Source organism: Desulfovibrio psychrotolerans, assembly GCF_013340305.1.
In the GTDB taxonomy this organism is placed as follows: Bacteria; Desulfobacterota; Desulfovibrionia; order Desulfovibrionales; family Desulfovibrionaceae; genus Halodesulfovibrio; species Halodesulfovibrio psychrotolerans.
This window is the reverse complement of the sequence record NZ_BLVP01000007.1, coordinates 302503-326417: the sequence shown is the minus strand read 5'-3', so window position 1 is coordinate 326417 and position 23915 is coordinate 302503. Positions and strand designations below refer to the sequence as shown.

Below are 23915 nucleotides of genomic sequence, written 5' to 3'. Positions count from 1 at the left end.
TATGCGGCATGCGCAGACCGGCAGCCGGGTTAGCGGCGGCCGCCTCTGTCGCCACGGTCACCGCCGCGGCCACGGTCGCCACCGCGTCCGCCACGGTCACCTCTGTCGCCGCCGCGGTCATTGCGCGCACCGCCGCGGGGACGGGCAGTGTCCTCAGGGTTCCACGGGGTGCCTTCTGCCTCCAGCAACACAGCCTTGCGGCTGGCGCGGACGCGTCCGTCGGAAACTTCGATGACCTTGACCTTCATGTCTTCGCCAAGGGCGCAGACGTCTTCGGTCTTTTCCACGCGGGCGATATCCAGCTGCGAGATGTGCACAAGGGCTTCCACATTGGGCAGGATTTCGACAATGGCGCCGATTTCCAGAATCTTTTTGACCTTGCCCATGTAGTCCTTGCCCACGTCTGCGCGCTGGTCATAGTACTGCACCATCTCGCGGGCCTGTTCCAGCGCTTCGAGGGTGGGGGCAAAGATGGTTACCTTGCCGCTGTCCTCTATGTCGATGGAGGCACCGGTGGCTCCGGTGATGGCCTTGATGTTCTTGCCGCCGGGGCCGATGATGACGCGGATGATCTCCGGGTTCACTTCCAGCACGGCAATCTGCGGGGCGTAGTCCGACAGCTTGGGACGGGAGGCGGGGAGAACCTTGTTCATCTCTTCCAGAATGTGCAGACGGGCCTCACGTGCCTGATCAAGGGCGCGGGCCATGACATCCGAAGGAATGCCGGAGATCTTGATGTCCATCTGGACGGCGGTAACGCCTTCTGCGGTGCCGGCGATTTTGAAGTCCATATCGCCGAGGGCGTCTTCATCGCCGAGGATGTCGGTGAGCACGATGTAGTCGTCGCCTTCCTTGATAAGTCCCATGGCGATGCCCGCTACAGGAGCGGAAACCGGTACACCCGCGTCCATGAGCGAGAGGCAGCCGCCGCACACAGCGGCCATGGAGGAGGAACCGTTAGATTCCATGGTCTCTGCCACCACGCGCAGGGTGAAGGGAAAATCTTCCGGGCCGGGCAGGATGGGGCGCAGGGCCTTTTCCGCCAGTGCGCCGTGGCCGATTTCGCGGCGGGAAACACGCACCATTTTTACCTCGCCCACGCAGTAGGGGGCAAAGTTGTAGTGCAGCATAAAGCGCTTGGTTACATCGCCGGTCAGGGAGTCCATGCGCTGCTCATCCGTGGAGCTGCCAAGGGTGGCCACTACCAGCGACTTGGTTTCGCCGCGTGCGAACAGGGCGGAACCATGGGTGCGCGGCAGCATGCCTGCTTCGATTTTGATGGGGCGCACGGTGCGCATGTCGCGTCCGTCAAGGCGCACGCCTTCCTTCTGGATGCGGGCACGCACGATCTTCTTTTCCAGTCCGGACAGCATGTCGCCCACTTCCTGCAGGGGGGTGGGGTCTTCCACGTAGTCCGGGTCTTCTGCCAGTGCTTCCAGCACCTTTGCCTTCACGGCCTTGCGTGCGTCCTTGCGGGCCATCTTTTCAGGAATGCGCAGGGCTTCTTCCAGATCGGCCATGGCAAGGGCGGTGACCTTTTCCAGCAGGGCAGCATTCGGGGTAGGCACCACGAAGGTGATTTTTTCTTTGTTTCCGGCAAGGGCGCGCAGTTCTTCCTGCGCGTCCAGCAGGGGGCCGATTTCCTTGTGGCCCCATTCCAGAGCGGCAGCCACCACGGATTCGGGCACGAAGCGCGCTTCGCCTTCCACCATGACCACGGCATCGCGGGAGGCGGCGAATACCAGATTAAGGTCTGCGGCGGCCATTTCCTTGATGTCCGGGTTGAGCACGAATTCGCCGTTAATGCGGCAAACGCGGGCACCGGCCACGGGGCCGTTGAACGGGATGGAAGAGATGGTCAGGGCTGCAGAGGCACCGGTAAGAGCCAGAACGTCCGATTCCTGCGTCTGGTCCGAAGAGATGACGTTTGCCAGCACCTGCACCTCATCCCTGAACCCCTTGGGGAACATGGGGCGGATGGGGCGGTCTATGACGCGGGCGCACAGGGTTTCGCGCTCGCTGGGGCGGCCTATTTCGCGGCGGAAGAACGAGCCGGGAATGCGGCCTGCGGCGTACATCTTTTCGGAGTATTCCACGGTGAGCGGGAAGAAGCCCATGTCGCGGACAAGGGGCTGGGAGCATGCGGTAACCAGAACGACTGTTCCGCCGCACTGAATCCACACGGCTCCGTCGGCCTGATTGGCAAGGCGGCCTGTCTCGAAGAAGACTTCTTTACCGCCGACGGTTTTTACGATGCGCTTTGCGCCAAACAGATTTTCCATAACTATGAATCCTTTCTTCTTTGCGTGAAGGGGATTCCGGGGGGAAAACCTTGCGTGCCCTGCGGCGGGCCGATGCGTGCGGCCTGCAAGATACTCTTCCCGGACCCCCCTTTCACGCGACTGCGTAGTGCGGCCTGTGCCGCGTGAAGTGAACGGGGAACCCCGCACGGGGTTCCCCGTTGAAAGCCTACTTCCGGAGGCCGAGCTTCTTGATCAGTTCGCGGTAGCGCTGAATGTCCTTGCTCTGAAGGTACTTAAGCAGCTTACGGCGCTGACCGACCATCTTGAGCAGGCCGGTGCGGGAGTGGAAGTCTTTCTTGTGGTCCTTGAAGTGGCCGGTAAGGTACTGGATGCGTGCGGTGAGCAGCGCAACCTGCACTTCAGGGGAACCGGTGTCGCCTTCTTTCTGGGCGTGTTCGTCAATAATGGCCTTTTTCTGTTCAGGCGTCATTACCACAGCAATATCCTCCGAGTCTTGAGGTTGATTAACGCCACAGTCCGCGCACGATGGTCCATGCAGGCCGGTTCTGTACGAGTTGCGTTTCCGCCAGTGCCAGCGGGGTGCGGTCCGGTCCCAGAAGCATTGCGCATATGCCTTCGGAAAAAGGCATGTTGGCAATACGTTCCGGGCAGTAGGGAACCGTCAGCCCGTTTTGCACATTCCTCGCCTCTGCGGCATCCAAGACAATCTTGGGCCACTGGGGCAGGGCCTTTTCAAGCGGGATGACCCGCTCGGGCAGGGTGTGCGGAGCCGCTACGATCTCGTCCAGCGCATATGCCTGGTCCAGCGAGAACGGGTGGCTGTATTCCCGGATGAGTTCCGTGAGCACCGCGCCGCACTGCAATCGTTCCCCCAGGCTGTGGGCCAGGGACCGAATGTAGGTGCCGGTGCTGCAACGCACCCGGAAACGTACGTACGGAAGTTCACACGATAGAACTTCCGCTTGGGAAATTTGCACGGTCTTAATCTTGACCGGGGTTTCGTCGCCCTTGCGCGCCAGCTTGTAAAGCGGCTGCCCGTTGTGCTTGGCGGCAGAGTAGGAGGGAACCTCCTGTTCCGAGAGATGCAGCCATGCCTGCACTTCGCGGCGTATATCCGCCTCGGTCACGTGGTTCCACGGTGCGGTGGAAACAACAGTGCCTTCGGCATCCAGCGTATCAGTGGTTTCTCCCAGCTTAAGGGTGCCGGAGTAAACCTTTTCGCCGCCGGACATGAGGTGGCCGGACAGTTTGGTGCCCTGTCCCAGCAACACGATAAGCACGCCCTGCGCCATGGGGTCCAGCGTTCCGGCGTGTCCTATCTTTTTTTGTCCCAGACGTTTAATGCTGCCAATGCACGCACCGGAAGACGGCCCTTTGGGCTTATAAACCACCAGCACGCCGTCTTGCTGTTCGGGATACTGTTTTGGCATATACTTAAGCCCGCAATTCGTCCAGTCCCGGGTGTGCGCCCGGTCCCAGTTTCCGGGCCAGCACGTCAAGCACGGCTTCCAGCGCCCTGTCTATGGGCATGGCAAGAACGGCTCCGGCCGCATTGCGGTGACCGCCGCCGCCGAATTCCGCCGCCACCTGCTGCACGTTCAGCGCGCCGTGGGTGCGCAGGCTTATCTTGCATTTATCCGGTCCGGCATCGCGCAGGGTAAGGGCCACTTTCACGCCCACGATGCGGCGCAGGTAGTTGACAATACCTTCTGCATCTTCCAGGGCGGTGCCTGTCTCTTCAAACAGGGAATCCGGCAGGGTCATGTAGGCCACCTGACCGTCCAGTGCCAGATGCACGCTGTTAAACAGTCTGCCCCAAAGGTGCACGCGGTTCAGCGACCAGTTGGTCTCATGCTTGGCGGTGAAGGATTCCAGATCCAGCCCGCTGCGGACAATGGCCGCCGCTATCTCCAGCGTGCGCGGGGTGGTGTTGCCGTAGGAGAAGTTGCCCGTGTCTGATGCCATGGCCAGATACACGGCTTCGCCCAGAGGGCCTTCCAGCGAAATATCCATTTGCAGTGCCAGAGTAGCCAGCATTTCGCCCACGGCGGCAAATCCGGGGTCTATCCAGTTTACATCGGCAAAGCCGGGGGTATTGATGTGGTGGTCAATGCAGAGGGAAGGCATGCCCTGCGCGTATTGTTCCAGAGCCTCGCCGCCCCGTGCGGCGCTGCCGCAGTCCAGAACGATGAGGCGGCGCGGTGTGAAGGGAAGATGGTGCAGGCTGCTGGAGAAGGGGCAGGGAAATTCCACCCACTGCAGATAATGCGGAATACCCGTTTCATTATACGCGGCAACGCGCTTGCCCATGCGCGAAAGCATCCACGCGAGCGCGCTCATGGAGCCTATGGCATCGCCGTCCGGGTTTACGTGGGCGGTAACGAGGAAGTCGTCCTCTTCCCGCAGTATGTGCATTACCTTCTGCACGGTGCTTTGCATTGCGTTTCTACTCTATGCCGAAAAATTCCATGTCACTGTAAACCATTTCCTCGTGGCAGACGGCTTCCATCATGCTGAGGCATTTGGTGAGCCTGCTCTGAAGATGCCGTTCACTGTTGCTGACCGACACAACGGCAAGGGAGAGGCGGCTGAGCGAGTCTTCCGAACCTACTTCGGCTATGGACACGTTGAACGTGTTGCGTACCTTCTGCTTCAGGCTGTTGGCGATGCGCCGCTTGCCCTTGAGCGAGTCGTTGCCGTGCAGTCTGTATTCCACCGAAAGCACGCCGATGACCATGATTTACTGCCTGCCTGCGGAAAAAAAAACGGGGCCGGACGGACGTTTCCGTCCGGCCCCGGGAGTGCTTGTCTAGAGGGTAGCGGCCTCTTCCACGGTATCGAAGGCTTCGATGACGTCACCGACCTTGATGTCGTTGAAGTTTTCAAGTCCGATACCGCATTCGTAGCCCTTGGTCACTTCCTTCACGTCATCCTTGAAGCGGCGCAGGGAGGTGGCTTTGCCGGTGTAGATAACCACACCGCCGCGCAGCAGGCGGATGCCCGCGTTGCGGGTGATCTTGCCGCCTTCCACAATGCAGCCTGCGATGATGCCCACCTTGGGCACACTGAAGGTTTCGCGTACTTCGGCCTGGCCGAGGTACACTTCCTTGATCACCGGAGCCAGCATACCGGCCATGGCCGCCTTTATCTCTTCCACCAGCTTGTAGATGATGTCGTAGAAGCGGATATCCACGCCTTCGCGGTCGGCCATTTCCTTGACCTTGACCGTGGGACGCACGTTAAAGCCGATGATGACCGCATCGGATGCAGAAGCCAGCAGGATGTCGGATTCCGTGATGGAACCGGCACCGCTGTGGATGACTTCCACCCGCACTTTTTCGGTGGCCAGCTTGCGCAGGGCTTCCACGATGGCTTCCACCGAGCCCTGCACGTCTGCCTTGAGCACCACGTTAAGGTTCTGCGCTTCCTTCGTGTCCGCATTGCGGGAGAGGAAGGTTTCCAGCGTGACCTTGGATTCGCGTGCAAGGGTGCGCTCGCGCAGCTTGACCGCGCGCTGTTCCGCAATGCGGCGTGCCACCTTTTCATCTTCCAGCGCCACGTACTCGTCACCGGCTTCGGGCACGCCGTCAAAGCCCTGCACTTCTACCGGAGTAGAAGGACCTGCGCTCAGCACTTTCTTGCCCTGATCGTTGAACATGGCGCGCACACGGCCGGAGAAGCTGCCGCACACGAACACATCGCCCTGATTGAGCGTGCCTTCCTGCACCAGAACTGTGGCAACCGGGCCACGGCCCTTGTCCAGCTTGGCTTCCACTATGTGGCCACGGGCAAGTTTGTCCGGGTTGGCCTTCAGTTCCAGCACTTCGGACTGCAGGGCCAGCAGTTCCAGCAGGTCGTCCAGACCCTCGCGGGTCTTGGCGGAGACCTTGGCGAATATGGTATCGCCGCCCCATTCTTCCGAAACAAGGCCCTGTTCGGAGAGTTCGCGCATAACGCGATCGGGGTTGGCGGTTTCCTTGTCAATCTTGTTCACGGCCACCACGATGGGAACGCCGGCAGCCTTGGCGTGGCTTATGGCCTCGCGGGTCTGCTCCATGACGCCGTCATCGGCGGCCACCACGAGGATGACGATGTCCGTAACCTTGGCACCGCGGGCACGCATGGCGGTAAACGCTTCGTGGCCGGGGGTGTCGAGGAAGCACAGGTCGCCCCGCTTGGTGGTCACATGGTATGCGCCTATGTGCTGCGTGATGCCGCCTGCCTCGGCTTCTGCAATGGTGGACGTACGGATGGCGTCCAGCAGAGAGGTTTTGCCGTGGTCAACGTGGCCCATGATGGTAACAACGGGCGGACGGGGCTTGAGGTTCTCTGCGGAATCCACATCTTGCGCACGGGGCAGCAGGAGGTTTTCTTCGGAGTAGCCCACCTTTTCCACTTCGTATTCGAATTCGGCGCCCACCAGGGTGGCGGTGTCTATATCCAGCGACTGGTTTATAGTGGCAAACACGCCAAGCTTCATGAGAACCTTGATGACCTCGGAGCCCTTCACACCCATCTGGTGGGCCATGTCGGACACGCGGATGGCTTCATCCACCTTGATCTTGCGCTTGGCCGCCTTGATGGGCTGGGTGGAACCCGTCTGCTCTTTGCGCTTGCCGCGCTTGGGCTTACGGCCACGATGCCATTCATCGGAAGCGGTAACGGCCTGATCCTTGGTTCCCTTTTTCGTGCCGCGCACGCCCTTCTTGCCAAAGTCTTCTGTGGCGGTTTCCGTGCGTCCGAATTCCACAGTGCGCTTGGTCTTGGCGTGGCGTTTGCGTGATTCTTCGGTGGCGGGTACGGGCGCATCGGCAGGAGCGGGACGGGAGAACCCGCCGGGACGCGGCGCGCCGGGACGGGGGCCGCCGGGGCGCTGTCCGTCACGACCGGCATCACGACCGTCGGTCGGCTTCGGTCCGCCGGTAAATCCGCCGGGGCGTTGCCCGTCGCGTCCATACGGAGGCCTTGCGCCGCCGGGTGCACCACCGGGTGCTCCGGCCGGACGGGGACGTCCGTCACCTCTGTCCTGACGGTAGTCGGGACGACGGTCGGTTCTTTCTCCGGTCCGGTCAGCGGGGCGGTAGTCTGGACGGTCGGTCCTTTCTGCAGGCTGGGCTGCCCGAACCGGTTCGGGTTCAGGCTTCACCGGCGAAGGCATGGAGATGATGCGCACCTGCGGTGCGGCAAATTCTTCGCGCTTCTTGGGCTTCTTTTTCTTGCGTCTGCGGGCGGCTTCGTCATCTTCGCCTTCTGCGGCATCGCCATCACGCGACAGGGGGCGGGCAGCGGCTTCGGCAGCAGCAGCGGCACCGGAGTATTCCCGGGGCCTTTCGGTCTGGCCTGTGGCCTGACCTGTCGGTTGGGCTGGAGCCTGACCAGTCGCCTGACCAGTTGCCTGACCAGTCGTCTGGCCAGCAGGCTGGGCCTTTTCCAAGGCTACCGCTTCGGGAGCGGTATGCTCGGCTGCTGCGGGGGCGGCAGTTTCTGCGGCGGGCTTGGGCGCAGGCGCCTCAATGCGAGCCGCAGGAGCTTCCGCCTTGGCAGCTTCTTCGCCTGCAGACCGGATGATGCGTGCACGCACAGGTTCTTCAGCGGGCTTCTGAGGGGCAGCCTCTTCTGCTCGCGCGGGCTTTGCCGGTGCAGGCTCCGGAGTCTTGTCCGCCGTTCTGGCGGGCTTGTCGGCCTGCTGCCTGCGACGCACGATAACCCCGGAGGCGGTTTCCTTGCGCAGCACTTCGCGCTGTGCCGGACCGGACTTCACACGGTCCTTGAGGCGGGCGAGATCTTCCGTGCTGATGGTGCTCATGGGGCTTTTGGCGTTAACGCCAAGCTCCCGGAGCATGGACATAAGGTCCTTGGCGGGAACGCCCAGTTCAGCGGACACATCGCGTATCTTTGTTTTTTCGTCACTCATTGCTTTCAAACCCCCTTACTTCCGCCGAACCTTAAACCGGGCAAACCGTTGCGCACAGTCAGGATTGGTGCAGATGTAATAACCCCGGCCTGGTAACCGCTGCGCCTGATCGAAGATCAGCGCGGCCTCCCTGTTATCTGCCGGGGGGCAGACGTACCGCAGAAGCGTGCGCTTAAGGTGCCTGCTTCTGCATATCACGCACATGCGCGTTGGCGCATGGGCTTTCCGAACGGTATGCTCCATCCGGCGTTATTCCGCTTCCTCACCGCTTGTCGTCGCGGAAGTCTCCGCTTCCTGCGGTGCGGCCTTGCCGTCATCTCCGGGTTCCTCCACTGCCGAGAACAGGAAGTTGATGGCTGTTCTCAGGTCCGCTATCTTGGAGACAGTGAGTCCCGGAACGGCCAACAATTCCTCTTCGCTGGCATTGCGCAGACTCTGGATGGTCTGGAAACCGGCTCCGACGAATACCTCCAGCGGAACTTCCGCAACGCTGGCGATTTGCTCCAGCCCCTGACCGATGGCGTTTGCCTCGTTGTAGCGGCTTTCCGTAAATATATCGATTTTCCATCCCAGCAGCTTGGAGGCGAGCTTAACGTTCTGCCCCTTGCGGCCGATGGCATTGGTGAGCTGGTCGTCCGGCACCACCACTTCCAGCATGTTTTCGTCCTCATCAATGATAATGCGGCTGATGAGGGCGGGAGAGAGTGCGTTGCGTGCATAGGTGGCAACATCGGGGCTCCAGACCACGATGTCTATGCGTTCGCCGCGCAGTTCCTGGACGATGTTCTGAATGCGGGAGCCGCGGATGCCCACACAGGCGCCTACCGGGTCCACATCGCGGTCGCGCGACATGACCGCCGCCTTGGCGCGGCTGCCCGGGTCGCGGGCTACGTTCATTATGACAACGGTGCCGTCGTCCACCTCGGGAACTTCGCGCTTGAACAGCACGGCCATGTAGTCGGGGTGCGAACGGGAGACGATGACCTGCGGTCCGCGTCCTTCCTTGCGCACTTCGATGATGATGGCCTGTACGCGGTCGCCGCGCTTATAGTGTTCGCGTGGGATCTGCTCGTCCTTGGGAAGCAGTGCTTCCGTGCGGCCAAGGTTGATGATCCAGCCGGACTTGTCGCGCCGCTGCACGATGCCGCTGATGATGTCGCCCATGCGATCTTTGAATTCTTCGTAGATGATTTCCTGCTCGGCATCGCGCATACGCTGGATGATGACCTGCTTGGCAGACTGCGCGGCAATACGGCCGAGGTCTTCCACCTTCAGGCGGAAGCCCATTTCATCATCAAGCTGAACGGACGGGTCGTGCTGACGAGCCTCTTCCAGCGAAATCTGGGTAAGATCGTTCTCCACATCTTTGGTGACGATCTTGAACTGAAAAACTTCAATTTCTCCGGATTCTTCGTTGAAGCTCACTTCCACATCCAGATCTTCGCCGTACTTGCGGACCACAGAGGTGCGCACCGCTTCTTCCAGCGTATCAACCAGCATTTCGCGGTCAAGACCTCTGTCTTTGCTGATCTGGTCTATGGCTTTTTTGAGTTCCATGCTCATGCTTCTTGTCCTCCGACTCGCTCTCGTGGCTCTCGTGGCTTTCGTGTATGCCTTGCGGCCATGCTAACGCTTTTTCTTGCCCTTGCCCGTGTCGGGGAAAACATGGACGAGATGCGTTTTCTTAATATCGTTCCAATGCACGGAAAGTGTGCAGTCCTGCTCGGGAAGGCGCAGGGTGACGGTTTCGTCCTCCACCCCTGTCAGTTCGCCCTGAAATTTGCGGCGGCCGGCCATGTCGGGGTGCGCTTCGCGCAGCACCACGACAACGGGAGAACCGACATATGTTGCCATCTGCGCCGGGCTGAAGAAAGGGCGTTCCAGTCCCGGCGAGGAGACTTCCAGAATATACGCGTTGGAGAGCACATCTTCCACTTCCATGGCAAGACCTGTGTGCCGCGAGATTTCTGCGCACTGGTCAATGGTAACGCCTTCCGGCCCTTCCACATAGATGCGGACAAGCAGGCGTGGTCCCGCTCCCAGCTCCACCCCCCACAGGGCAACGCCCATGGGTTCGAGAATGGGTTCCACAATGTCTTTAATGCGTTGCCTTGTTGCGTCGCCACCCATGCGGGTGCCCTCCGTCCGTAAGAAAATTCGCCTTGCGCGCTGGCATGGGGCAATAAAAAAGGGGGCCGCACGGCCACCCCGGTCATTGCCGCCAAGCGGCTACAGGATGTCTCGGCATTGCCGCATGAGGGCGCGAACGCCGGACCTGCGACAGCCGGAGAAACGGTCCTCCGGCGCTGCCAAACCATGAACTGATACGCATTGGATAGTGTTGTGTCAAGCATTTTGGCGTGGTGGCGGGAGGTTTGTGCAAGGTATTCTACTTCCCGCAGCATAGAACGGGAGGGCGGCTTCTGTAGTGTGGCAGAGGGGCATCATCTTGCAGCAGACGTTTGTCGGAAAATGCACCATAGTGCTTCAGTGTGGGGCATTGTAACGCTGTTGCGGAGTGTTCATGGCGCATTGCACGAACATGCGGACTTGTGCGCAGGGGCCTATACGCGTGGCGGCACGGAATCCGGCTGGTTTTTGGGGCAGAGGGAGGTGTCGCGGATCAGGTCGGCAAGGGTGAAGGTATTCAGCTTGTTGTACAGGGCCTTGGCACCCTCTTCCCATATGGTGCGGGTAAGGCACACATGCATGCGCGGGCAGCAGTTCTGCCGCTCGTCGCAGTCGTAGCAAGGGGCTGTTTTTTCCAGAGCATAGGCCACATCACCAATGGGAATATCTGCCGGATCGCGGGCGAGAATGTATCCGCCGTGAGCACCGAGGCGGCTCTTTATGTAGCCTTCTTTTTTCAGAACCCGCATGAGCTTTTCCAGATATTTCAGCGAAATCTCCTGACGCAAGGCGATATCCTTTATGGATACGGGGCCATCTTCCTGATTCATGGCAATATCCAGCAGCATGCGGGTGCCGTAGCGGCTTCGTGTGGTCAGTTTCATGCGGGGTTTGGTCTTTTTTTCGGGTAATGTGTTCCGGCGCGCATGGTGCGCGCCGGAACCGCTATACTTTTGTTGCGCTGCGGATTATGCCCGCCAGCTTGTCCGGGTCGAAAGGCTTGTTCACCGTGGCCACGGCGTTGGGCACCGCGTGGTGTATGCCCTGAAGTCCGCACATGAGCACGAAGGGGATGTGCTCCATCCCCGGCAGGGCCGCGAGATCCCTGTAGAGCAGGGCCCCTTCCTCTCCGGGCATTTCCATGTCCAGAGTGACAAGGTCCGGCGGATTTTCCTTTGCAAGGCGCAGGGCCTGCTCGCGGCCGGTGGCTCCATCTGCTTCGTACCCGCGGGCTGTCAGGACATTCACAAGGTATTCGACAATGTTCTCATCATCGTCGATCACCAGAATGTGTTGAGCCATGACATCCGCTCCTGTTGGCGTGCCGCATTGCGGCACCTGAGGAAAGTGAAGCGGGGAGGCGCAGGGCCTCCCCGCGTTGCGGCCTATTCGTCCTCATCCTCTTGGAGCTTGAGGTGGTCGGGTATGATGGCCATTTTCAGGATGAGCGGCTTGAGGAAGGTCCACCGTATGCCGATTTCGAATTCTTCCTCAAGGTCACGGATGGCGTCCCAGCAGTTATGGCAGGGGGCCACCACCAGTTTGCAGCCGGTGTCGAGTATCTGGTCACGCTTGGTCTTCAGGGCTTCGTTGCGCTGATGGCGGTATTTGCCGATACCGTTGAATCCGCCACCGCCGCCGCAGCAGTAGTTGTGCTCGCGGTTGGGCGCCATTTCCCGGAAGTCTTCAGCGATATAGCTCATGATTTCGCGGGTAATGTTGGAAAGCCCGTGGTTGCGGATATAGTTGCAGGAGTCCTGCAGCGTGACAGGTTCCTTGATCTTCTTGCTGGGGTCTATCTTTATCTTGCCGGTGCGCAGGGCCTCTGCCAGCCATTCCACATAGTGGATATAGGGGGCGGGCGGCAGACCGTCTTCACGTCCTGCCCAGTAGGGGCCTTCTATGACCGTTGCACGGTGCGCATGGCCGCATTCGGTGCCCACAACCCGTTTGGGACGCAGACGCTCTATGGCGCTGTAAACGGTTTCCACCTGCTTTTTACAGGCGGCCCAGTCTCCGGCGAACATGGCAAGCGAGGTCTGTTCCCACCCGGTGCTGGGTACGGTCCAGTTTTCTCCGGCAATGTGGAAGAGAATGGCCGCTTCCGCGAGGTCTTCCGGGTAGTGCTTGGGTTCGCGGGCGTTCAGGGTGTACATGATGTCCGCGTCTTCCTTGTCCACCGGAATCTCAAGGCCGGGCCATTCTTCGCCGTATTCGTCGGCCATCCATTCACAGGTATCCACCCAGTCTTCTTCGGTCACGTCCATCTGGGCGTTGTACACGCGGTGCATGCCGGAACCTATCTTCATCTCCCACGGCACAAAGCCCTGAGAGAACAGCAGGCCGCGCAGGTAGCTGAACATAACGCCCATGTCTATGCCGTGGGGGCAGTACATGCCGCAGCGGTTGCAGCAGGTGCACTGCGACCATGCCACGTCCACGCAGTGGCGCATGAACTCGTTGCTGACGTTGCCCTTGTTCTTGACGATGACGCCAAGGGTGGACTGTATTTTGTAAGCGGGAACCTGCTTGGGGTCGCGTTCGGAAACGCGATACAGAAAGCAGGAGTCTGCACACATGCCGCAGTGGGCGCATATTTCGAGCCACGTGCGGATGCGCGCCTTGCAGGTTTTTTCCAGTGTGGCGGCCAGCGCGGGCACGTCCACGTCCAGATGCTTCATCTCTTCATAGTATTGCGCGCCGCCCTTGTCTCCGAGAAGAGACTTAAGGTCTTCCTCGGTGTTGATGGGCTGCTTATTGCAAAAGGTACCTTCAGGCATGGGTTACTCCTAGAGGCTCGCTGTTACCAGGGGAAGGCGTAGTTCCGCTTCATGCCGCCGCGCTTGATGCTGTAGTCCATGCCCAGCTGACCGCGGGACATGAAGAAAAGCACGATATGCGAGAGCTTGGTGAAGGGAGCGATAATGAGCAGCAGTTCGCCGGTAAGGATGTGGGCTATGATCCAGAAATCATAGTTGCCCCAGTGCATACGGGCGATGAAGCCTGTCACAAACGGTGCCACGGAGACGGCCAGAATGAACCAGTCGTACGGCGTGGTGAGGATGCGCACCTCGGTCAGGGCAATGCGGCGCAGGGCCAGCATTACGCCGCCGATAATGGCCACAACGGTCAGCACGTCCGCTGCCAGCGAGGGCAGCGTGGGCAGGCTGAAGCCGAGCAGTTGCTTGAGCAGTACCTGATGTCCCAGAAGGAACAGGGGTACCAGCACTGCGCCGATGTGGAACAGGAAGAAGGCGGCGGCCATGAAAGGCTGGGTACGCCAGCCGTAGGTTCCGCCGGGAATCATCCAGCGGCGGATGGAGTGCAGGGCACCCTTCAGGCCGTGGGTAAAGTGGGGCTTGTAGGCCACCCTGTCGAGCTGCCAGCTAAGGCCCCTTACATACATGACGGCGCGATACGCGAGTCCCCCGAAGAAAATCGCAAGGGATATCATGAGCATCGGTCCGGTAAGGAATCCAATCATCGTATTCTCCTTGTCTTGCTGAGGCGGCAGACGCGCCGGCTAGTACTTCCGGATTTTCTCGTCTCTGCCGGTAAGGAACAGCCAGTAGCCGACAAAGCTGACCAGTGCCAGACCCATCAGAAGATAGGTGATGGTCTTGGTGTGCAGCATGAAGTCGTGGAGGGTGTAGAAAATGTGTTCCATTGTTCTTGCTCCTTTGGCCTAGTGGGCGTCCTTGTACTCAGGATGCTCGTACAGAACGGGCATCTTGGTCGCAATGAACCGGTAGGTGGTGACGATGAGGGTGACGATGAAGATGGAGATGCCTATCTCCATCCAGTGCGGGAAGTAGCGCTCAGACGCGGGCAGCTGCCAGTTGAAGGCCAGCATGCTTACGTTGAAGCGGTTGAATACGATTCCCAGCACGCCGAACACGGAGGCCACGCGAACCATGGTCAGGTTCTTTTCGCGCACACCAAGGGCGTAGAGGAAGGCGGGCAGGGCCACAAAGCCCAGCATTTCTACCATGAACAGTGCGCCGTAGCCGGTGGCGAGGTAGTGCCAGTCGTTATCCATGGTGATGTCGAACATCTTAATGAAGAAGTAGCCCAGCAGGATGAACGAGGCAGCCTTGGCCATGCCGAAGGCCACGCCTTCCGCCTCTTCCAGATGGGTCTTGTCCATCTTATGGTGCAGCCCCTTGTGCGTCAGCGCCCCTTCGAAGATGACCATGGAGGCGCCTGCCACCATGGACGACATGAAGAAGAACACCGGAAGGAAGCTGGAATACCACAGAGGATGCAGCTTGCCGGGGGCAATGACGAACAGCGCGCCCAGAGAACTCTGGTGCATGGTGGAGAGCACCACGCCCAGAATGGTGAGCGGCAGGGTGAGTTTGATCACGAAGTTGCGGATTTTGCGGAAGCCCAGCCACTCCAGCGCGGCGGGGGACCATTCCACGAACAACACGGTGACGTAGGTGGCGACGCACAGGCCCACTTCGAACAGAAGCGAGGTGGTACCCTGCGACCATACCAGCGGGTAGGGCAGACGCCACGGGTGACCAAGGTCGTACAAGAGGGCGATGACCACGAAGAAGTAGCCGAGGAAGGCCGTGGTAATGGCGGGACGCACGGCGGAGTGGTATTTCTTCAGGCCGAAGAGGTAGCAGGAGGCGGAGGTTACGTAGCCGCCGGCGGCAAGGGCCACGCCGCACAGCAGGTCGAACCCGATCCAGACCCCCCAGGGGTTGTTGTCGTCAAGATTGGTGACCGCGCCGATGCCCTGCGTGAAGCGCAGGACCGTGAGCACCAGCCCGCCCGCCAGAATGAAGGCGGTGAGGATGTTGCCCGGCGTCCAGAACGATTTCTGATTGCTGCTCATTTATGCTTCCTCCTCCGGGGATTCCCCGGCACCGGTGTCTGCTTCCCCGGCAGGAGCCTGCGCGGCGGCGAGCTTTTCCTCAAAGGCCTTTTCGGCTTCCGCCACGGCCTTTTTCACCTCGCGCTCCACGGCGGCAGCCTTGTCCTTGGTAGCCTTATCCATGGCTGCCTTCAGCGCTGCTTCCGCCTCTTCCTGCGCGGATTCGCGGGTGGCACGCACGGCCTCGGCCTTTTCTTCCTGCGCGATCTTTTCCTTGCGCTTGCTGATGGCGTAGGCGCCGGTCAGCAGCACAGGCCAGATGCCCACAACCATGGGCACGGCACCCAGCGCGCCGGAAGTAAGCTCAGGCGCGGAGGTTTTGCCCACTTCAATCTGGCCCAGTTCCGTGTGCGGCACGCCGGAAAGGTACAGCCAGTTGGTGCCGCCCGCTTCGTGTTCACCGTAGATGTGCTTCACGTAGCGGTCGGGGTACTTGCGGATGCGGTCGCGTGCGATGCCCAGCAGGTCTTCGCGGCGTCCGAAGGTAAGCGCTTCTTTGGGGCATATCTCCACGCAGCCGGGGAGTTTGCCTTCCTGAATGCGCGGATGACACATGGTGCACTTCTGGATAAGCGGGTCGAAGGCGTCGTCATATTCAAAGGTGGGCACGCTGAACGGGCATGCGATCATGCAGTAGCGGCAGCCCACGCACAGATCACCGTTATAGGTAACGGAACCGTCGGAGTTTTTGGTGAACGCCTTGACAAAGCAGGCGGAAGCGCAGGCAGGTTCCATGCAGTGGTTACACTGCTGTTTGCGGAAGATGGGATGCTCAAGCCCTGCCGTGTTGTATTTGTTCACCACGGTGTAGGTTTTTGCGTCCGTTCTGCGCTTGGTATCCAGCACGGTAAGGTCTTTGAATTCCTTTTCCGGCTTGGGCAGGTCGTTCACCTGATAACAGGCCTCTTCACACTTGCGGCAGCCGATGCAGCGGGTGCTGTCGTGCAGCACGCCCATGGCATCGGGGTAGCCGTTGAACGAGTGACCGCTGGCGGCCTGGGACTTGGTTACTCCCATTGCGGAGGCAAGCCCGGCACCGCCCAGCAGGCTCAGGAATTTTCTGCGATGCATATTAACTGCTCCTCCTAGTTCGTGCGCTCGGCATGGCAGTCTGCGCATGCCGTTGCCTGAGGCTTTTCAAGCTTCATTGCCGTGTGGCAGCCCATGCACTGCTGGTGGTAGGCGGCCTTGAGCCCGGGGCGGTCGCCCTTGGAGGGTTCAAAGGGCTTGCCGTGGCAGCTCTGGCACTTGGGAGGCGTTTTGCTGAGGGGACTGTTATGGTGGCAGCCCTGACAGAAGGTGGCGGCGTCGGTATGGAATCCGGCGGCCATCCGGCTGTCGGCAACAGCGGCAATCATGGTCTTTACGATCTTGCGGTGGGGCATGTTGGAAGCTTCGTACTTATCGACAAGGGCGTCGATCTTCACGGTTTCCGGTATGTCCTCATCGCGGAAGGTAGGCATTGCGGTGGGGCGTTCCGCCACTATGGCGTCTGCCACGGCGCGCTTTACGTCGTTGCTCATGCCTTCCAGTTCTTCAGGCTTGAAGCCCGTGGTGTTATGGCAGGAAGCGCAGGACTGCTGCGATGCGGACGAGGCAGGCATCATGCTGTGGCAGCCGGCGCAGGAGGGGTCTTGCTTTTTGGTGTCGTGGCAGCCCACGCAGGATGCCTGCGACTTCAGGGAGTGCATGGCCTGCTCAAGCTGAACGAAGTTGCCTTCTGCCTTGCCCGCCAGCGTGTGGCAGGTGGTGCAGGTGGCTATGCCTTCATGGTGGCAGGTGCGGCAGTTGTCCAGCGCGGCTTCGTGCAGCTTGTGGTTGAAGGCAACGGCGGGAAGGGTGGCCTTCTTCAGGTTGTCTGCGGTGACGAGCGTTGCATCGGGCTGTCCGCGTTCAAGGCGGGGCACTTCGGCCACAACCTTGTACTGCTTCTGTGCCTCATCGGTGTGGCAGCCAGCACAGGTCACGGGGCCGGTGTCGCCGCCCGCAGTGGCGGTGGAAACGTGGCAGGTGACGCAGGCAAGGTGAGCCGCATCGTTCAGGGCGGGCTTCATTGCTTCGCCGCCCTCAACCACGGGGGTGGGGGCGTTTTTGTGACAGGCGCGGCAGGAATCTTCCGTGTTCTTCTTCCACACGGCCTTCTGCGCGGTTTCGTCGTACACATGGTGGCATGCCGCACAGTTCACGTCCTGCCCGTCCACCTTGATGGTCTTGGCAGCGATGTGGCGGTAGTGGAGCGACTTGTCCATGCCCACGTCCTTCCATTCCGAATTTGCGGCGGGACGTGGGTTGTGACAGGAGCGACACTGGCCGTCCTGCGGGCCGGTATTGTTGCCCGCAGCAGCCTGTTCCGCGTGGCAGGCAAAACAGTTGGAGTGGTACAGTTCCTTCATCTCCGCTACGCTGCCGTCTTCGGTGCGCATGAATTTGAGGGACATTTTGTCATCCTGCGTTTTGTGGCAGGCGGAGCAATCCTTGTTCAGTTTTTTCATTGCTTCCGTATGCAGGTCATGACGATAGGTGACAGGAGGCAGCTCCGTGCTTCCCATCTCCCCGACGATATCGATGGTGATGATATCGGCATAACCTGCGGCAGAGTCACCTGCGGCCTTGGAGCTACGCGCTTCGTGCCCCCAGACCGAGACAAGCGCAACCGCAATCAGCAGTCCCGCCCATCGCAGCAGTGATCTTCCTTTCATCATAGTGGCAGTCCTTTCGATGAAATTACACACACGTCCTTCAGACTTCCCTCAGCCAGATGTCTCCGTTCCGGTTCCCGTCGGAACGTGTGACAGGTATGAGACCCTGCCGCAAAAGCGAAACCGCCATATGAGACATATGGTGGCTGAGCAGAATGGTTTGCGGCGTTTGTCTTGGTTTTTCCGGCAGTCGCGCCCTTCCGCACGGCTGCCGTAAACCCATACCTCCTACAGGTAAAAACCTACCATGTTGGTATGAGTTAATTCCTACCCATCAGGTAGGCGAAATGACAGGGGTCGTCAAGCGATTTTGAAATTTTTTCGGGTGCGTTTTGCGTGGGTAATGTGCTGAAATGATTGCGCCTAAAACTGTTCAAGTGACCAGTCTTGAGGGAGGCCCGGCCCCGGAAGGCAGGTGGGAAAAGGGTTATGGACAACTCCGGTAGGAAATAACCCTGCGCGGAATGGAGCGAATTTTTTCCGAGAATTACGCGCGGGTATTACCGCCTGCCGCGCCTGTGACGCTCCGGAAGGTTGTGCAGCCCTTCAATGATGGGGCAGGGGGCGAGGTTTCTGTTGGCAAGCAGGCGGTTATCCAGCACCACCACAATGCCGCTGTCCGTTTCGCGCCGGATGAGCCTGCCCACGCCCTGCCGGAATTTAATGGCGGTTTCGTAGCGGTAGCGGTCCCAGTAGGCGGCTTCCGGCAGGCAGCGGTGGCGGGCGTCCATGAGAGGCGAGGCGGGCGAAGGATAGGGCAGGCGGGTGATGATGACCTGCGTGAGGGTGTCGCCGGGAAAGTCCACCCCGTGCCAGAAGGTTTCCACCCCGAAGAGCACGCTTTCGCGGGCGGCGCGGAATTCGTCGCACAGGGCGGCGGGCGGTTCTCCCTTCTTCTGGAACAGGAGGGGATATTCACCGTCGTACTCCTGTTCCAGCCGTTCGCGCAGTGCCTCAAGGTCGTCATAGCTGGCGCAGAGGACCAGTGTTGCGCCGTGGTTGGCGTCTATGAGGCGGGGGATTTCCTGCGCGGCGTAGTTGAGCCATGTGGTTTTGTGCTCAAACACGGCGGTGGGCGCGCCGGAGGGCACCACAAGGGAGAAGTCCGGCTCAAAGGGGGGCGCAACGCGGGTGACGAAGCAAGGTTTGGGCGGAAGTTCCGGGTTGTCGAAAATGACAGGCTGCGTGCCCTTGCCCAGCCCGAGACTGCGCCGGAAGGGGTCGAAACTGGCCTGATGGGTGAGCGTGGCGGAGGTGAAGACCACGGTATCGCGCCGGGACAGAATGTGGTTGCGCACCAGTGGTCCCACGTAGACATGCCCGCCGCTTATGGTCCAGCTGCGCGGAAAGACCTGTACGGACTGCCACGTGCCTTCCGAATCCAGCCCGGTGCGCAGTTGGGCAAGGCTGAACATGGACTCGTGCACAAGGGTGCGCATGGTGCGGCAGCGGGAGAGTGCCTTGTAGTGCATGGGCAGGCGCGCCGATTCCTTGCCCGCGAACAGGGCCGTGTGCTCGTGCACCGATTCCATGAGGGCATGCAGGCGTTTCAGCTCGTGGGCAAGGCTGCCGCCGCTGAAGGCGCTGTGCGCGGGGGGGATGGAGACCGCGCCGCCCAGTGCCCCCCTGTCCATGGACAGAAATTTGTCGCGCAGGTCGTCCATGGCGCGCAGCAGGGTGCCCATGGCCTCCACGGCGGATTCGGCCTTGCGCCTGTCCGGTTCGGGGGCAGAGGGCGATACTGACAGCCTGCGGCACTGTTCACGCAGGTAGCGCACATGACCGCGCACGTCGGATGCGGCTATTTCCGGGCTCATGGCACTGCGCACCGCATCTTCGAAGTGGTTGGCTTCATCTATGATGCAGTGGCGGAACAGCCCGCTCAGTTTGCCGTCCTTTTCCATGAGGATGAGTTTGTTATGGTTGGTGATGACAAGGCGGGCATTGGCTGCCTCTGCCGTGACCACCTGCGCGGGACACCGGGTGTGCGTGGCGTGGCACCCGCTGCCTGCCGAAACTTCCAGCATGAGCGAGGTGAGCTGGCGGTCTGCATCCAGCCGTCTGCGCAGGCGCGGGGAGATGTCCTCGCAATCCGCAAGGCGGTAGCGGAAGCAGATGTTCACAAAGAAGAGCCATGCCAGCAGCCCGGGGCCGCGCAGGTCTGGCGAGAGCACATCGTCCAGTTTGGCGGCGCACACGTAATTGCTTTTGCCCTTGATGAGGGCGGACGGGATGCTGCGGTACTGCCCGAACAGGGCGCGGCAGGCTTCCAGTTCGTTGCCGTGAAGCTGGTTTTGCAGGCTCTTGGTGTAGGTGGCGATGGCCACACGCTGGCCGGGGTTGCGTTTGAGAAATTCCATGACGGGCAGCAGGTAGCCCAGTGTTTTGCCCGTTCCGGTGCCTGCTTCCAGACAGGCCACGGCGTTGATGTTCAGCGCGTGGGCAACGTGCCCGGCATAGGCGACCTGCGGTTCGCGCACCCGGTAGCCTTTGCGCGTATGTGCCAGTTGCTCGTACAGCTGGCGTATCTCTTTTTCCGGCACGGGGGTGAAGGCCTGACCGCCGGAGGGCGCGTTGCCCGCCTGCTTGTCCACCGCCGGGGCCTGTTCCAGAAACTGCTGCCAATCCGCAGTATCTTCCGCCGTGACCGGAGGCACGAGTCCGCCGCCGAAGTAGTCGCCGTGGCGGTGCATGAGGTGGCGGCACATATCGCCGAACAGGGTGTCGCTGTGTGCAAGGTAGTGCCGCAGGGAGCGCGCACCGGGGAAGCGGCTGTCTGCCAGCACGGTGCCGAAGAGGTGCCGGGTGAAGGCAAGGCACAGTTCCGCGCCTTCTTCCGCAGAAAAGCTCACCTTGTCTCGCGGTTGTCCGTGGATGACCTCCCACATCTGGCGGGGGGAGGCGGTGGATGCCCACGGCATGAAGAAATCTGCCGCAAAGCCGAGGTCGAACACGCGGGTGCCGTCCAGCAGGGTTTTCAGCGCGGGGGCGGCATCGTAGGGGTCGAAGCAGAGCACGCATTCCAGTCCGGCAAGAAAGGCGCACAGCTCTTCCCGCACCTGCTCATGGGACGGTGCCGCCGCAAGCTGCCTGCGGCTGACATGGGAGTGCATGTAGTCGCGGGCACGGGTGAGGGGGCAGCGGATGAGCGAGGTATATTCCGTCTGCACCCCTGCGGGAGAAAGGCGTATGGCCGCCACGGCATACGGCGTGGCGGCATGGCCGGGCGGGGTGGCCATGTGGGCGAAAACAAAGCCGATATCGCCTATGGGGTGCATGAGCGGCTGGAACATGTGTTCCTTGTAGCCGAACCGGCGGCGGCTGTCAGGTGGGAAGAGGGGAGGAAAACGGGGCAGTGCCGGAAAGGGAGGCTGCGTGGAATATGGAATATGCAGGGTTTGCGGGGTGAGGGGGAAAATAACCCCCTGCCCGCACTGTGTAGTGACATTGGCGGACAGGGGGGATTTTTGATTGGGGGGATTTTTGATTACTGCTTCGGGGCTTCAGCTTCTTTTTCCATCATCTTCTTGCCTTCCATCATTTTGGCGTGGCCTTCCTGCATCATCATCTTGCATTTTTCCATATCGCCGCCTTCCATCATCTTCTTGCCTTCCATCATCTTGGAATGCCCTTCCATCATCATTTTTTTGCCTTCACTCATGCCGGAGTGCTTATCCATTTTGCTCTTGCCATGTTCCATCTTCATTTCGCCTTTAGTCATGGCTTCCTTGTCCATGGCATCAGTCGCTTCCAACATGGTATCTGCGCCTTCAATCATCTCGCCGGCGGCCTCAACGGCTTCGTGACCTACATGGGCCGAGTGGTCCGCAGCAGGCGGGGCGGCGTTGAGCAAGGCCGGGCCTGAGATCAGAAGGAGGGCTGCAATAAGGGCTATGCACAGGCGGACGGCGGTACGTTTTTTCATGATGTTCTCCATTTGTTGGCGGGGCCAGCGGATCTTTGTCCGTGACTGGCTCCAGTTCTTATTGCCGTACAGGATACTCGATGAATGGAGAGGAGGAATTATAACTTTTTAACAATGCTGGAGAGATAAGAAAAGGCCGCCCCTTCGGACGGCCCTTTGTTGTTTCGTATGCGCGAAAGGCTACTTGGCAGCCATGCGGGCTTCCAGCTCTTCTGCGCCCCTGATGACCTGTTCCTTGAACTCGGCACGGGCTGCGGCCAGTTTCTGCGCCACGGCGGGGTCTTGCAGGGCGATGATCTGCGCGGCAAGCCAGCCTGCGTTTTTGGCACCGGCCTTATCCAGCGCCACGGTGCCTACGGGATAGCCGGGGGGCATCATCACCGTGGCGAGCAGGGCATCCATGCCGCCCAGCTTGGATGCCGTGACAGGCACCCCGAGAACGGGCTTGAGCGTGCGCGCGGCAACGGCACCTGCCAGATGCGCGGCCATGCCCGCCGCGCAGATGAAGACCTGACAGCCGTCTTTTTCCAGCGAATCGATGAGCTGCTCAGTGCGCTCCGGGGTGCGGTGCGCCGAACTTACGGTAAAGTGGTAGGTTATTCCCAGCGTGTCCAGCACCTCGGTGCAGGGGCGCATGGTGTCCTCGTCTGAAATGCTGCCCATGAAAATGCCGACCTGTGGCATACCTGTTCTCCTGAAGGGTTGCGGTAATGGGTAAACGGTAACTCGTTATCTCAATCCCTTGAAACCGATGTCACGGCGGTAGTAGGCCTTGTCCATCCGTATTTTCGCCACACCCTCGTAAGCGCGTTTCTGCGCTTCCGCGAGGGTGGCACCCAGTGCCGTAACGCACAGCACGCGCCCGCCGTTGGCGCGCGTGACGCCGTTATCCAGCACTGTTCCTGCCTGAAACACCTTGACGCCGGGGACGGTCTCTGCCTCTTCAAACCCGCTTATTTCCATGCCTCTGGGGTAGCTGCCGGGGTAGCCTTCCGCCGCCACCACCACGCCGAGGGTGGTTTCCGGCTTGGCTTCCAGCGGGGTTTCGGCAAGGCGTCCCTGTACGCAGGCCATCATGACTTCCGCGAGGTCGCTGTGCAGGCGCATGAGCAGGGGCTGGCATTCGGGGTCGCCGAAGCGCACGTTGAATTCCAGCACGTAGGGGCCTTTTGCGGTCATCATCAACCCTGCGTAGAGAATGCCGATGAAGGGCTTGTCTTTTCTGCCCAGCGTTTCGCATACCGGCTTCATGACCAGATCGATGATCTCGTCATAGCGGTCTGCGGGTAGGGCGGGGGCGGGGCTGTATGCGCCCATGCCGCCGGTGTTGGGGCCGGTGTCCCCTTCGCCCGCGGCCTTGTGGTCCTGCGAGGAGGGCAGGGGCTTTACGGTTTTGCCATCGCAGAAGGCGATGAACGAGACTTCTTCTCCCACGAGGCATTCTTCTATGACCACGTGCGCGCCTGAGGAGCCGAACGCCTGCTTGAGCATGATCTCTTCCAGCGCGGTGATGGCCTCGTCCGTTGTTTGGGCAACGACCACGCCCTTGCCCGCCGCAAGCCCGTCTGCCTTGACCACGATGGGGGCACCCACATTCAGCACGTATTCCCGCGCGTCTTCAAATTCGTTGAAAACGCCGAAGGCGGCGGTGGGCACGCCTGCCTCTTCCATGATGTATTTGGCAAAGGCCTTGGAGCCTTCCAGCTGCGCGGCAAAGGCGTTGGGGCCGAAGCAGGGGATGCCCGCAAGGTCCAGCGCATCTTTTATGCCCAGCACGAGGGGCAGTTCCGGCCCGGGAACCACAAGGTCTATGCCCTGTTCCTTGGCAAAGGCCACCAGTGCGGGCAGGTCGTCCACGGCAATGGGCACGTTGGTGCCTTCCAGGGCGGTGCCGCCGTTGCCGGGAGCGATGAAGATATCCTTCACCTTGGGGCTTTGCCGCAGCTTCCATGCAAGGGCATGTTCGCGACCGCCGTTGCCGACAATAAGAATCCGCACGTTTGGCCTCCGTATGGCTTGAGGCGGGGTTTTCCCCCGGCCTGTTTCATGATAGCAGGGTCAGGCACGCCGTATAGCGCGCGTATGCGTGTTGCAGTGT

21 protein-coding genes are annotated in these 23915 nt (G+C 60.5%); all 21 read right to left on the bottom strand.

Annotated elements, in window-relative coordinates:
* Positions 1 to 29: 29 nt before the first annotated feature.
* The 21 genes from pnp to purD all read right to left on the bottom strand — a co-directional run bounded on the left by pnp (position 30) and on the right by purD (position 23815).
* The gene (pnp, locus tag HUV26_RS07570; protein ID WP_174409503.1) at positions 30 to 2282 is read right to left on the bottom strand and encodes a polyribonucleotide nucleotidyltransferase; all 2253 of its coding nucleotides are present in this window, start codon (positions 2280 to 2282) and stop codon (positions 30 to 32) included.
* A 187-nt stretch (positions 2283 to 2469) separates the two neighbouring features.
* Positions 2470 to 2739: a 30S ribosomal protein S15 gene (rpsO, locus tag HUV26_RS07565; protein WP_174409502.1), complete on the bottom strand. Its 270-nt coding sequence runs from the start codon at positions 2737 to 2739 to the stop codon at positions 2470 to 2472.
* 28 nt (positions 2740 to 2767) lie between these two features.
* Positions 2768 to 3694, bottom strand: a complete 927-nt coding sequence (gene truB, locus HUV26_RS07560) for a tRNA pseudouridine(55) synthase TruB (protein ID WP_174409501.1) — start codon at positions 3692 to 3694, stop codon at positions 2768 to 2770.
* 4 nt (positions 3695 to 3698) lie between these two features.
* Complete coding sequence (locus HUV26_RS07555) at positions 3699 to 4679, bottom strand: DHH family phosphoesterase (RefSeq protein ID WP_243451306.1); 981 nt, start codon at positions 4677 to 4679, stop codon at positions 3699 to 3701.
* Positions 4680 to 4710: 31 nt separating this feature from the next.
* Positions 4711 to 5001, bottom strand: a complete 291-nt coding sequence (locus HUV26_RS07550) for a DUF503 domain-containing protein (RefSeq protein WP_174409499.1) — start codon at positions 4999 to 5001, stop codon at positions 4711 to 4713.
* Positions 5002 to 5073: 72 nt separating this feature from the next.
* Complete coding sequence (gene infB, locus HUV26_RS07545) at positions 5074 to 8178, bottom strand: translation initiation factor IF-2 (RefSeq protein ID WP_174409498.1); 3105 nt, start codon at positions 8176 to 8178, stop codon at positions 5074 to 5076.
* A gap of 15 nt (positions 8179 to 8193) precedes the next feature.
* Complete coding sequence (locus HUV26_RS07540; protein WP_243451310.1) at positions 8194 to 8382, bottom strand: YlxR family protein; 189 nt, start codon at positions 8380 to 8382, stop codon at positions 8194 to 8196.
* A 45-nt stretch (positions 8383 to 8427) separates the two neighbouring features.
* On the bottom strand, positions 8428 to 9741 hold the full coding sequence (nusA, locus tag HUV26_RS07535) for a transcription termination factor NusA (RefSeq protein WP_174409496.1): 1314 nt from the start codon (positions 9739 to 9741) through the stop codon (positions 8428 to 8430).
* Positions 9742 to 9804: 63 nt separating this feature from the next.
* Complete coding sequence (locus HUV26_RS07530; RefSeq protein ID WP_174409495.1) at positions 9805 to 10308, bottom strand: LSm family protein; 504 nt, start codon at positions 10306 to 10308, stop codon at positions 9805 to 9807.
* A gap of 434 nt (positions 10309 to 10742) precedes the next feature.
* Positions 10743 to 11192 carry an Rrf2 family transcriptional regulator gene (locus tag HUV26_RS07525; RefSeq protein WP_174409494.1) on the bottom strand — a complete coding sequence of 150 codons (450 nt, stop codon included), beginning with the start codon at positions 11190 to 11192 and terminating at the stop codon, positions 10743 to 10745.
* A gap of 61 nt (positions 11193 to 11253) precedes the next feature.
* Positions 11254 to 11610 carry a response regulator gene (locus tag HUV26_RS07520; RefSeq protein ID WP_174409493.1) on the bottom strand — a complete coding sequence of 119 codons (357 nt, stop codon included), beginning with the start codon at positions 11608 to 11610 and terminating at the stop codon, positions 11254 to 11256.
* Positions 11611 to 11693: 83 nt separating this feature from the next.
* Positions 11694 to 13088, bottom strand: coding sequence for a sulfate respiration complex iron-sulfur protein HmcF (gene hmcF, locus HUV26_RS07515; RefSeq protein WP_174409492.1), 1395 nt, complete (start codon positions 13086 to 13088; stop codon positions 11694 to 11696).
* 23 nt (positions 13089 to 13111) lie between these two features.
* Positions 13112 to 13792 carry a sulfate respiration complex protein HmcE gene (gene hmcE, locus HUV26_RS07510; RefSeq protein WP_174409491.1) on the bottom strand — a complete coding sequence of 227 codons (681 nt, stop codon included), beginning with the start codon at positions 13790 to 13792 and terminating at the stop codon, positions 13112 to 13114.
* Positions 13793 to 13831: 39 nt separating this feature from the next.
* On the bottom strand, positions 13832 to 13975 hold the full coding sequence (gene hmcD / locus HUV26_RS07505; protein WP_174409490.1) for a sulfate respiration complex protein HmcD: 144 nt from the start codon (positions 13973 to 13975) through the stop codon (positions 13832 to 13834).
* A gap of 18 nt (positions 13976 to 13993) precedes the next feature.
* Entirely contained in the window at positions 13994 to 15154 is a 1161-nt protein-coding gene (gene hmcC, locus HUV26_RS07500) for a sulfate respiration complex protein HmcC (RefSeq protein WP_174409489.1), read from the bottom strand.
* Positions 15155 to 16264 carry a sulfate respiration complex iron-sulfur protein HmcB gene (hmcB, locus tag HUV26_RS07495; RefSeq protein ID WP_174409488.1) on the bottom strand — a complete coding sequence of 370 codons (1110 nt, stop codon included), beginning with the start codon at positions 16262 to 16264 and terminating at the stop codon, positions 15155 to 15157.
* A gap of 14 nt (positions 16265 to 16278) precedes the next feature.
* Complete coding sequence (hmcA, locus tag HUV26_RS07490; RefSeq protein ID WP_174409487.1) at positions 16279 to 17895, bottom strand: sulfate respiration complex hexadecaheme cytochrome HmcA; 1617 nt, start codon at positions 17893 to 17895, stop codon at positions 16279 to 16281.
* A gap of 497 nt (positions 17896 to 18392) precedes the next feature.
* Positions 18393 to 21185, bottom strand: coding sequence for an ATP-dependent DNA helicase (locus tag HUV26_RS07485; RefSeq protein WP_174409486.1), 2793 nt, complete (start codon positions 21183 to 21185; stop codon positions 18393 to 18395).
* A 194-nt stretch (positions 21186 to 21379) separates the two neighbouring features.
* The gene (locus HUV26_RS07480; RefSeq protein ID WP_174409485.1) at positions 21380 to 21817 is read right to left on the bottom strand and encodes a hypothetical protein; all 438 of its coding nucleotides are present in this window, start codon (positions 21815 to 21817) and stop codon (positions 21380 to 21382) included.
* A 180-nt stretch (positions 21818 to 21997) separates the two neighbouring features.
* Positions 21998 to 22501 (bottom strand): 5-(carboxyamino)imidazole ribonucleotide mutase, encoded by a 504-nt coding sequence (purE, locus tag HUV26_RS07475; RefSeq protein WP_174409484.1) that lies wholly within the window; start codon positions 22499 to 22501, stop codon positions 21998 to 22000.
* A 45-nt stretch (positions 22502 to 22546) separates the two neighbouring features.
* A complete protein-coding gene (gene purD, locus HUV26_RS07470; RefSeq protein WP_174409483.1) occupies positions 22547 to 23815 on the bottom strand; it encodes a phosphoribosylamine--glycine ligase in 1269 nt (422 codons plus the stop codon).
* Between the last annotated feature and the right edge of the window lie 100 nt (positions 23816 to 23915).

What these genes read in the sequence shown, in the direction of transcription:
- pnp (WP_174409503.1), bottom strand. Translation starts at nt 2,282, where the DNA reads ATGGAAAATCTGTTTGGCGCAAAGCGCATCGTAAAAACCGTCGGCGGT.
- truB (WP_174409501.1), bottom strand. Translation starts at nt 3,694, where the DNA reads ATGCCAAAACAGTATCCCGAACAGCAAGACGGCGTGCTGGTGGTTTAT.
- HUV26_RS07555 (WP_243451306.1), bottom strand. Translation starts at nt 4,679, where the DNA reads ATGCACATACTGCGGGAAGAGGACGACTTCCTCGTTACCGCCCACGTA.
- HUV26_RS07550 (WP_174409499.1), bottom strand. Translation starts at nt 5,001, where the DNA reads ATGGTCATCGGCGTGCTTTCGGTGGAATACAGACTGCACGGCAACGAC.
- infB (WP_174409498.1), bottom strand. Translation starts at nt 8,178, where the DNA reads ATGAGTGACGAAAAAACAAAGATACGCGATGTGTCCGCTGAACTGGGC.
- HUV26_RS07540 (WP_243451310.1), bottom strand. Translation starts at nt 8,382, where the DNA reads ATGTGCGTGATATGCAGAAGCAGGCACCTTAAGCGCACGCTTCTGCGG.
- nusA (WP_174409496.1), bottom strand. Translation starts at nt 9,741, where the DNA reads ATGAGCATGGAACTCAAAAAAGCCATAGACCAGATCAGCAAAGACAGA.
- HUV26_RS07530 (WP_174409495.1), bottom strand. Translation starts at nt 10,308, where the DNA reads ATGGGTGGCGACGCAACAAGGCAACGCATTAAAGACATTGTGGAACCC.
- HUV26_RS07525 (WP_174409494.1), bottom strand. Translation starts at nt 11,192, where the DNA reads ATGAAACTGACCACACGAAGCCGCTACGGCACCCGCATGCTGCTGGAT.
- HUV26_RS07520 (WP_174409493.1), bottom strand. Translation starts at nt 11,610, where the DNA reads ATGGCTCAACACATTCTGGTGATCGACGATGATGAGAACATTGTCGAA.
- hmcF (WP_174409492.1), bottom strand. Translation starts at nt 13,088, where the DNA reads ATGCCTGAAGGTACCTTTTGCAATAAGCAGCCCATCAACACCGAGGAA.
- hmcE (WP_174409491.1), bottom strand. Translation starts at nt 13,792, where the DNA reads ATGATTGGATTCCTTACCGGACCGATGCTCATGATATCCCTTGCGATT.
- hmcD (WP_174409490.1), bottom strand. Translation starts at nt 13,975, where the DNA reads ATGGAACACATTTTCTACACCCTCCACGACTTCATGCTGCACACCAAG.
- hmcC (WP_174409489.1), bottom strand. Translation starts at nt 15,154, where the DNA reads ATGAGCAGCAATCAGAAATCGTTCTGGACGCCGGGCAACATCCTCACC.
- hmcB (WP_174409488.1), bottom strand. Translation starts at nt 16,264, where the DNA reads ATGCATCGCAGAAAATTCCTGAGCCTGCTGGGCGGTGCCGGGCTTGCC.
- hmcA (WP_174409487.1), bottom strand. Translation starts at nt 17,895, where the DNA reads ATGATGAAAGGAAGATCACTGCTGCGATGGGCGGGACTGCTGATTGCG.
- HUV26_RS07485 (WP_174409486.1), bottom strand. Translation starts at nt 21,185, where the DNA reads ATGTTCCAGCCGCTCATGCACCCCATAGGCGATATCGGCTTTGTTTTC.
- HUV26_RS07480 (WP_174409485.1), bottom strand. Translation starts at nt 21,817, where the DNA reads ATGAAAAAACGTACCGCCGTCCGCCTGTGCATAGCCCTTATTGCAGCC.
- purE (WP_174409484.1), bottom strand. Translation starts at nt 22,501, where the DNA reads ATGCCACAGGTCGGCATTTTCATGGGCAGCATTTCAGACGAGGACACC.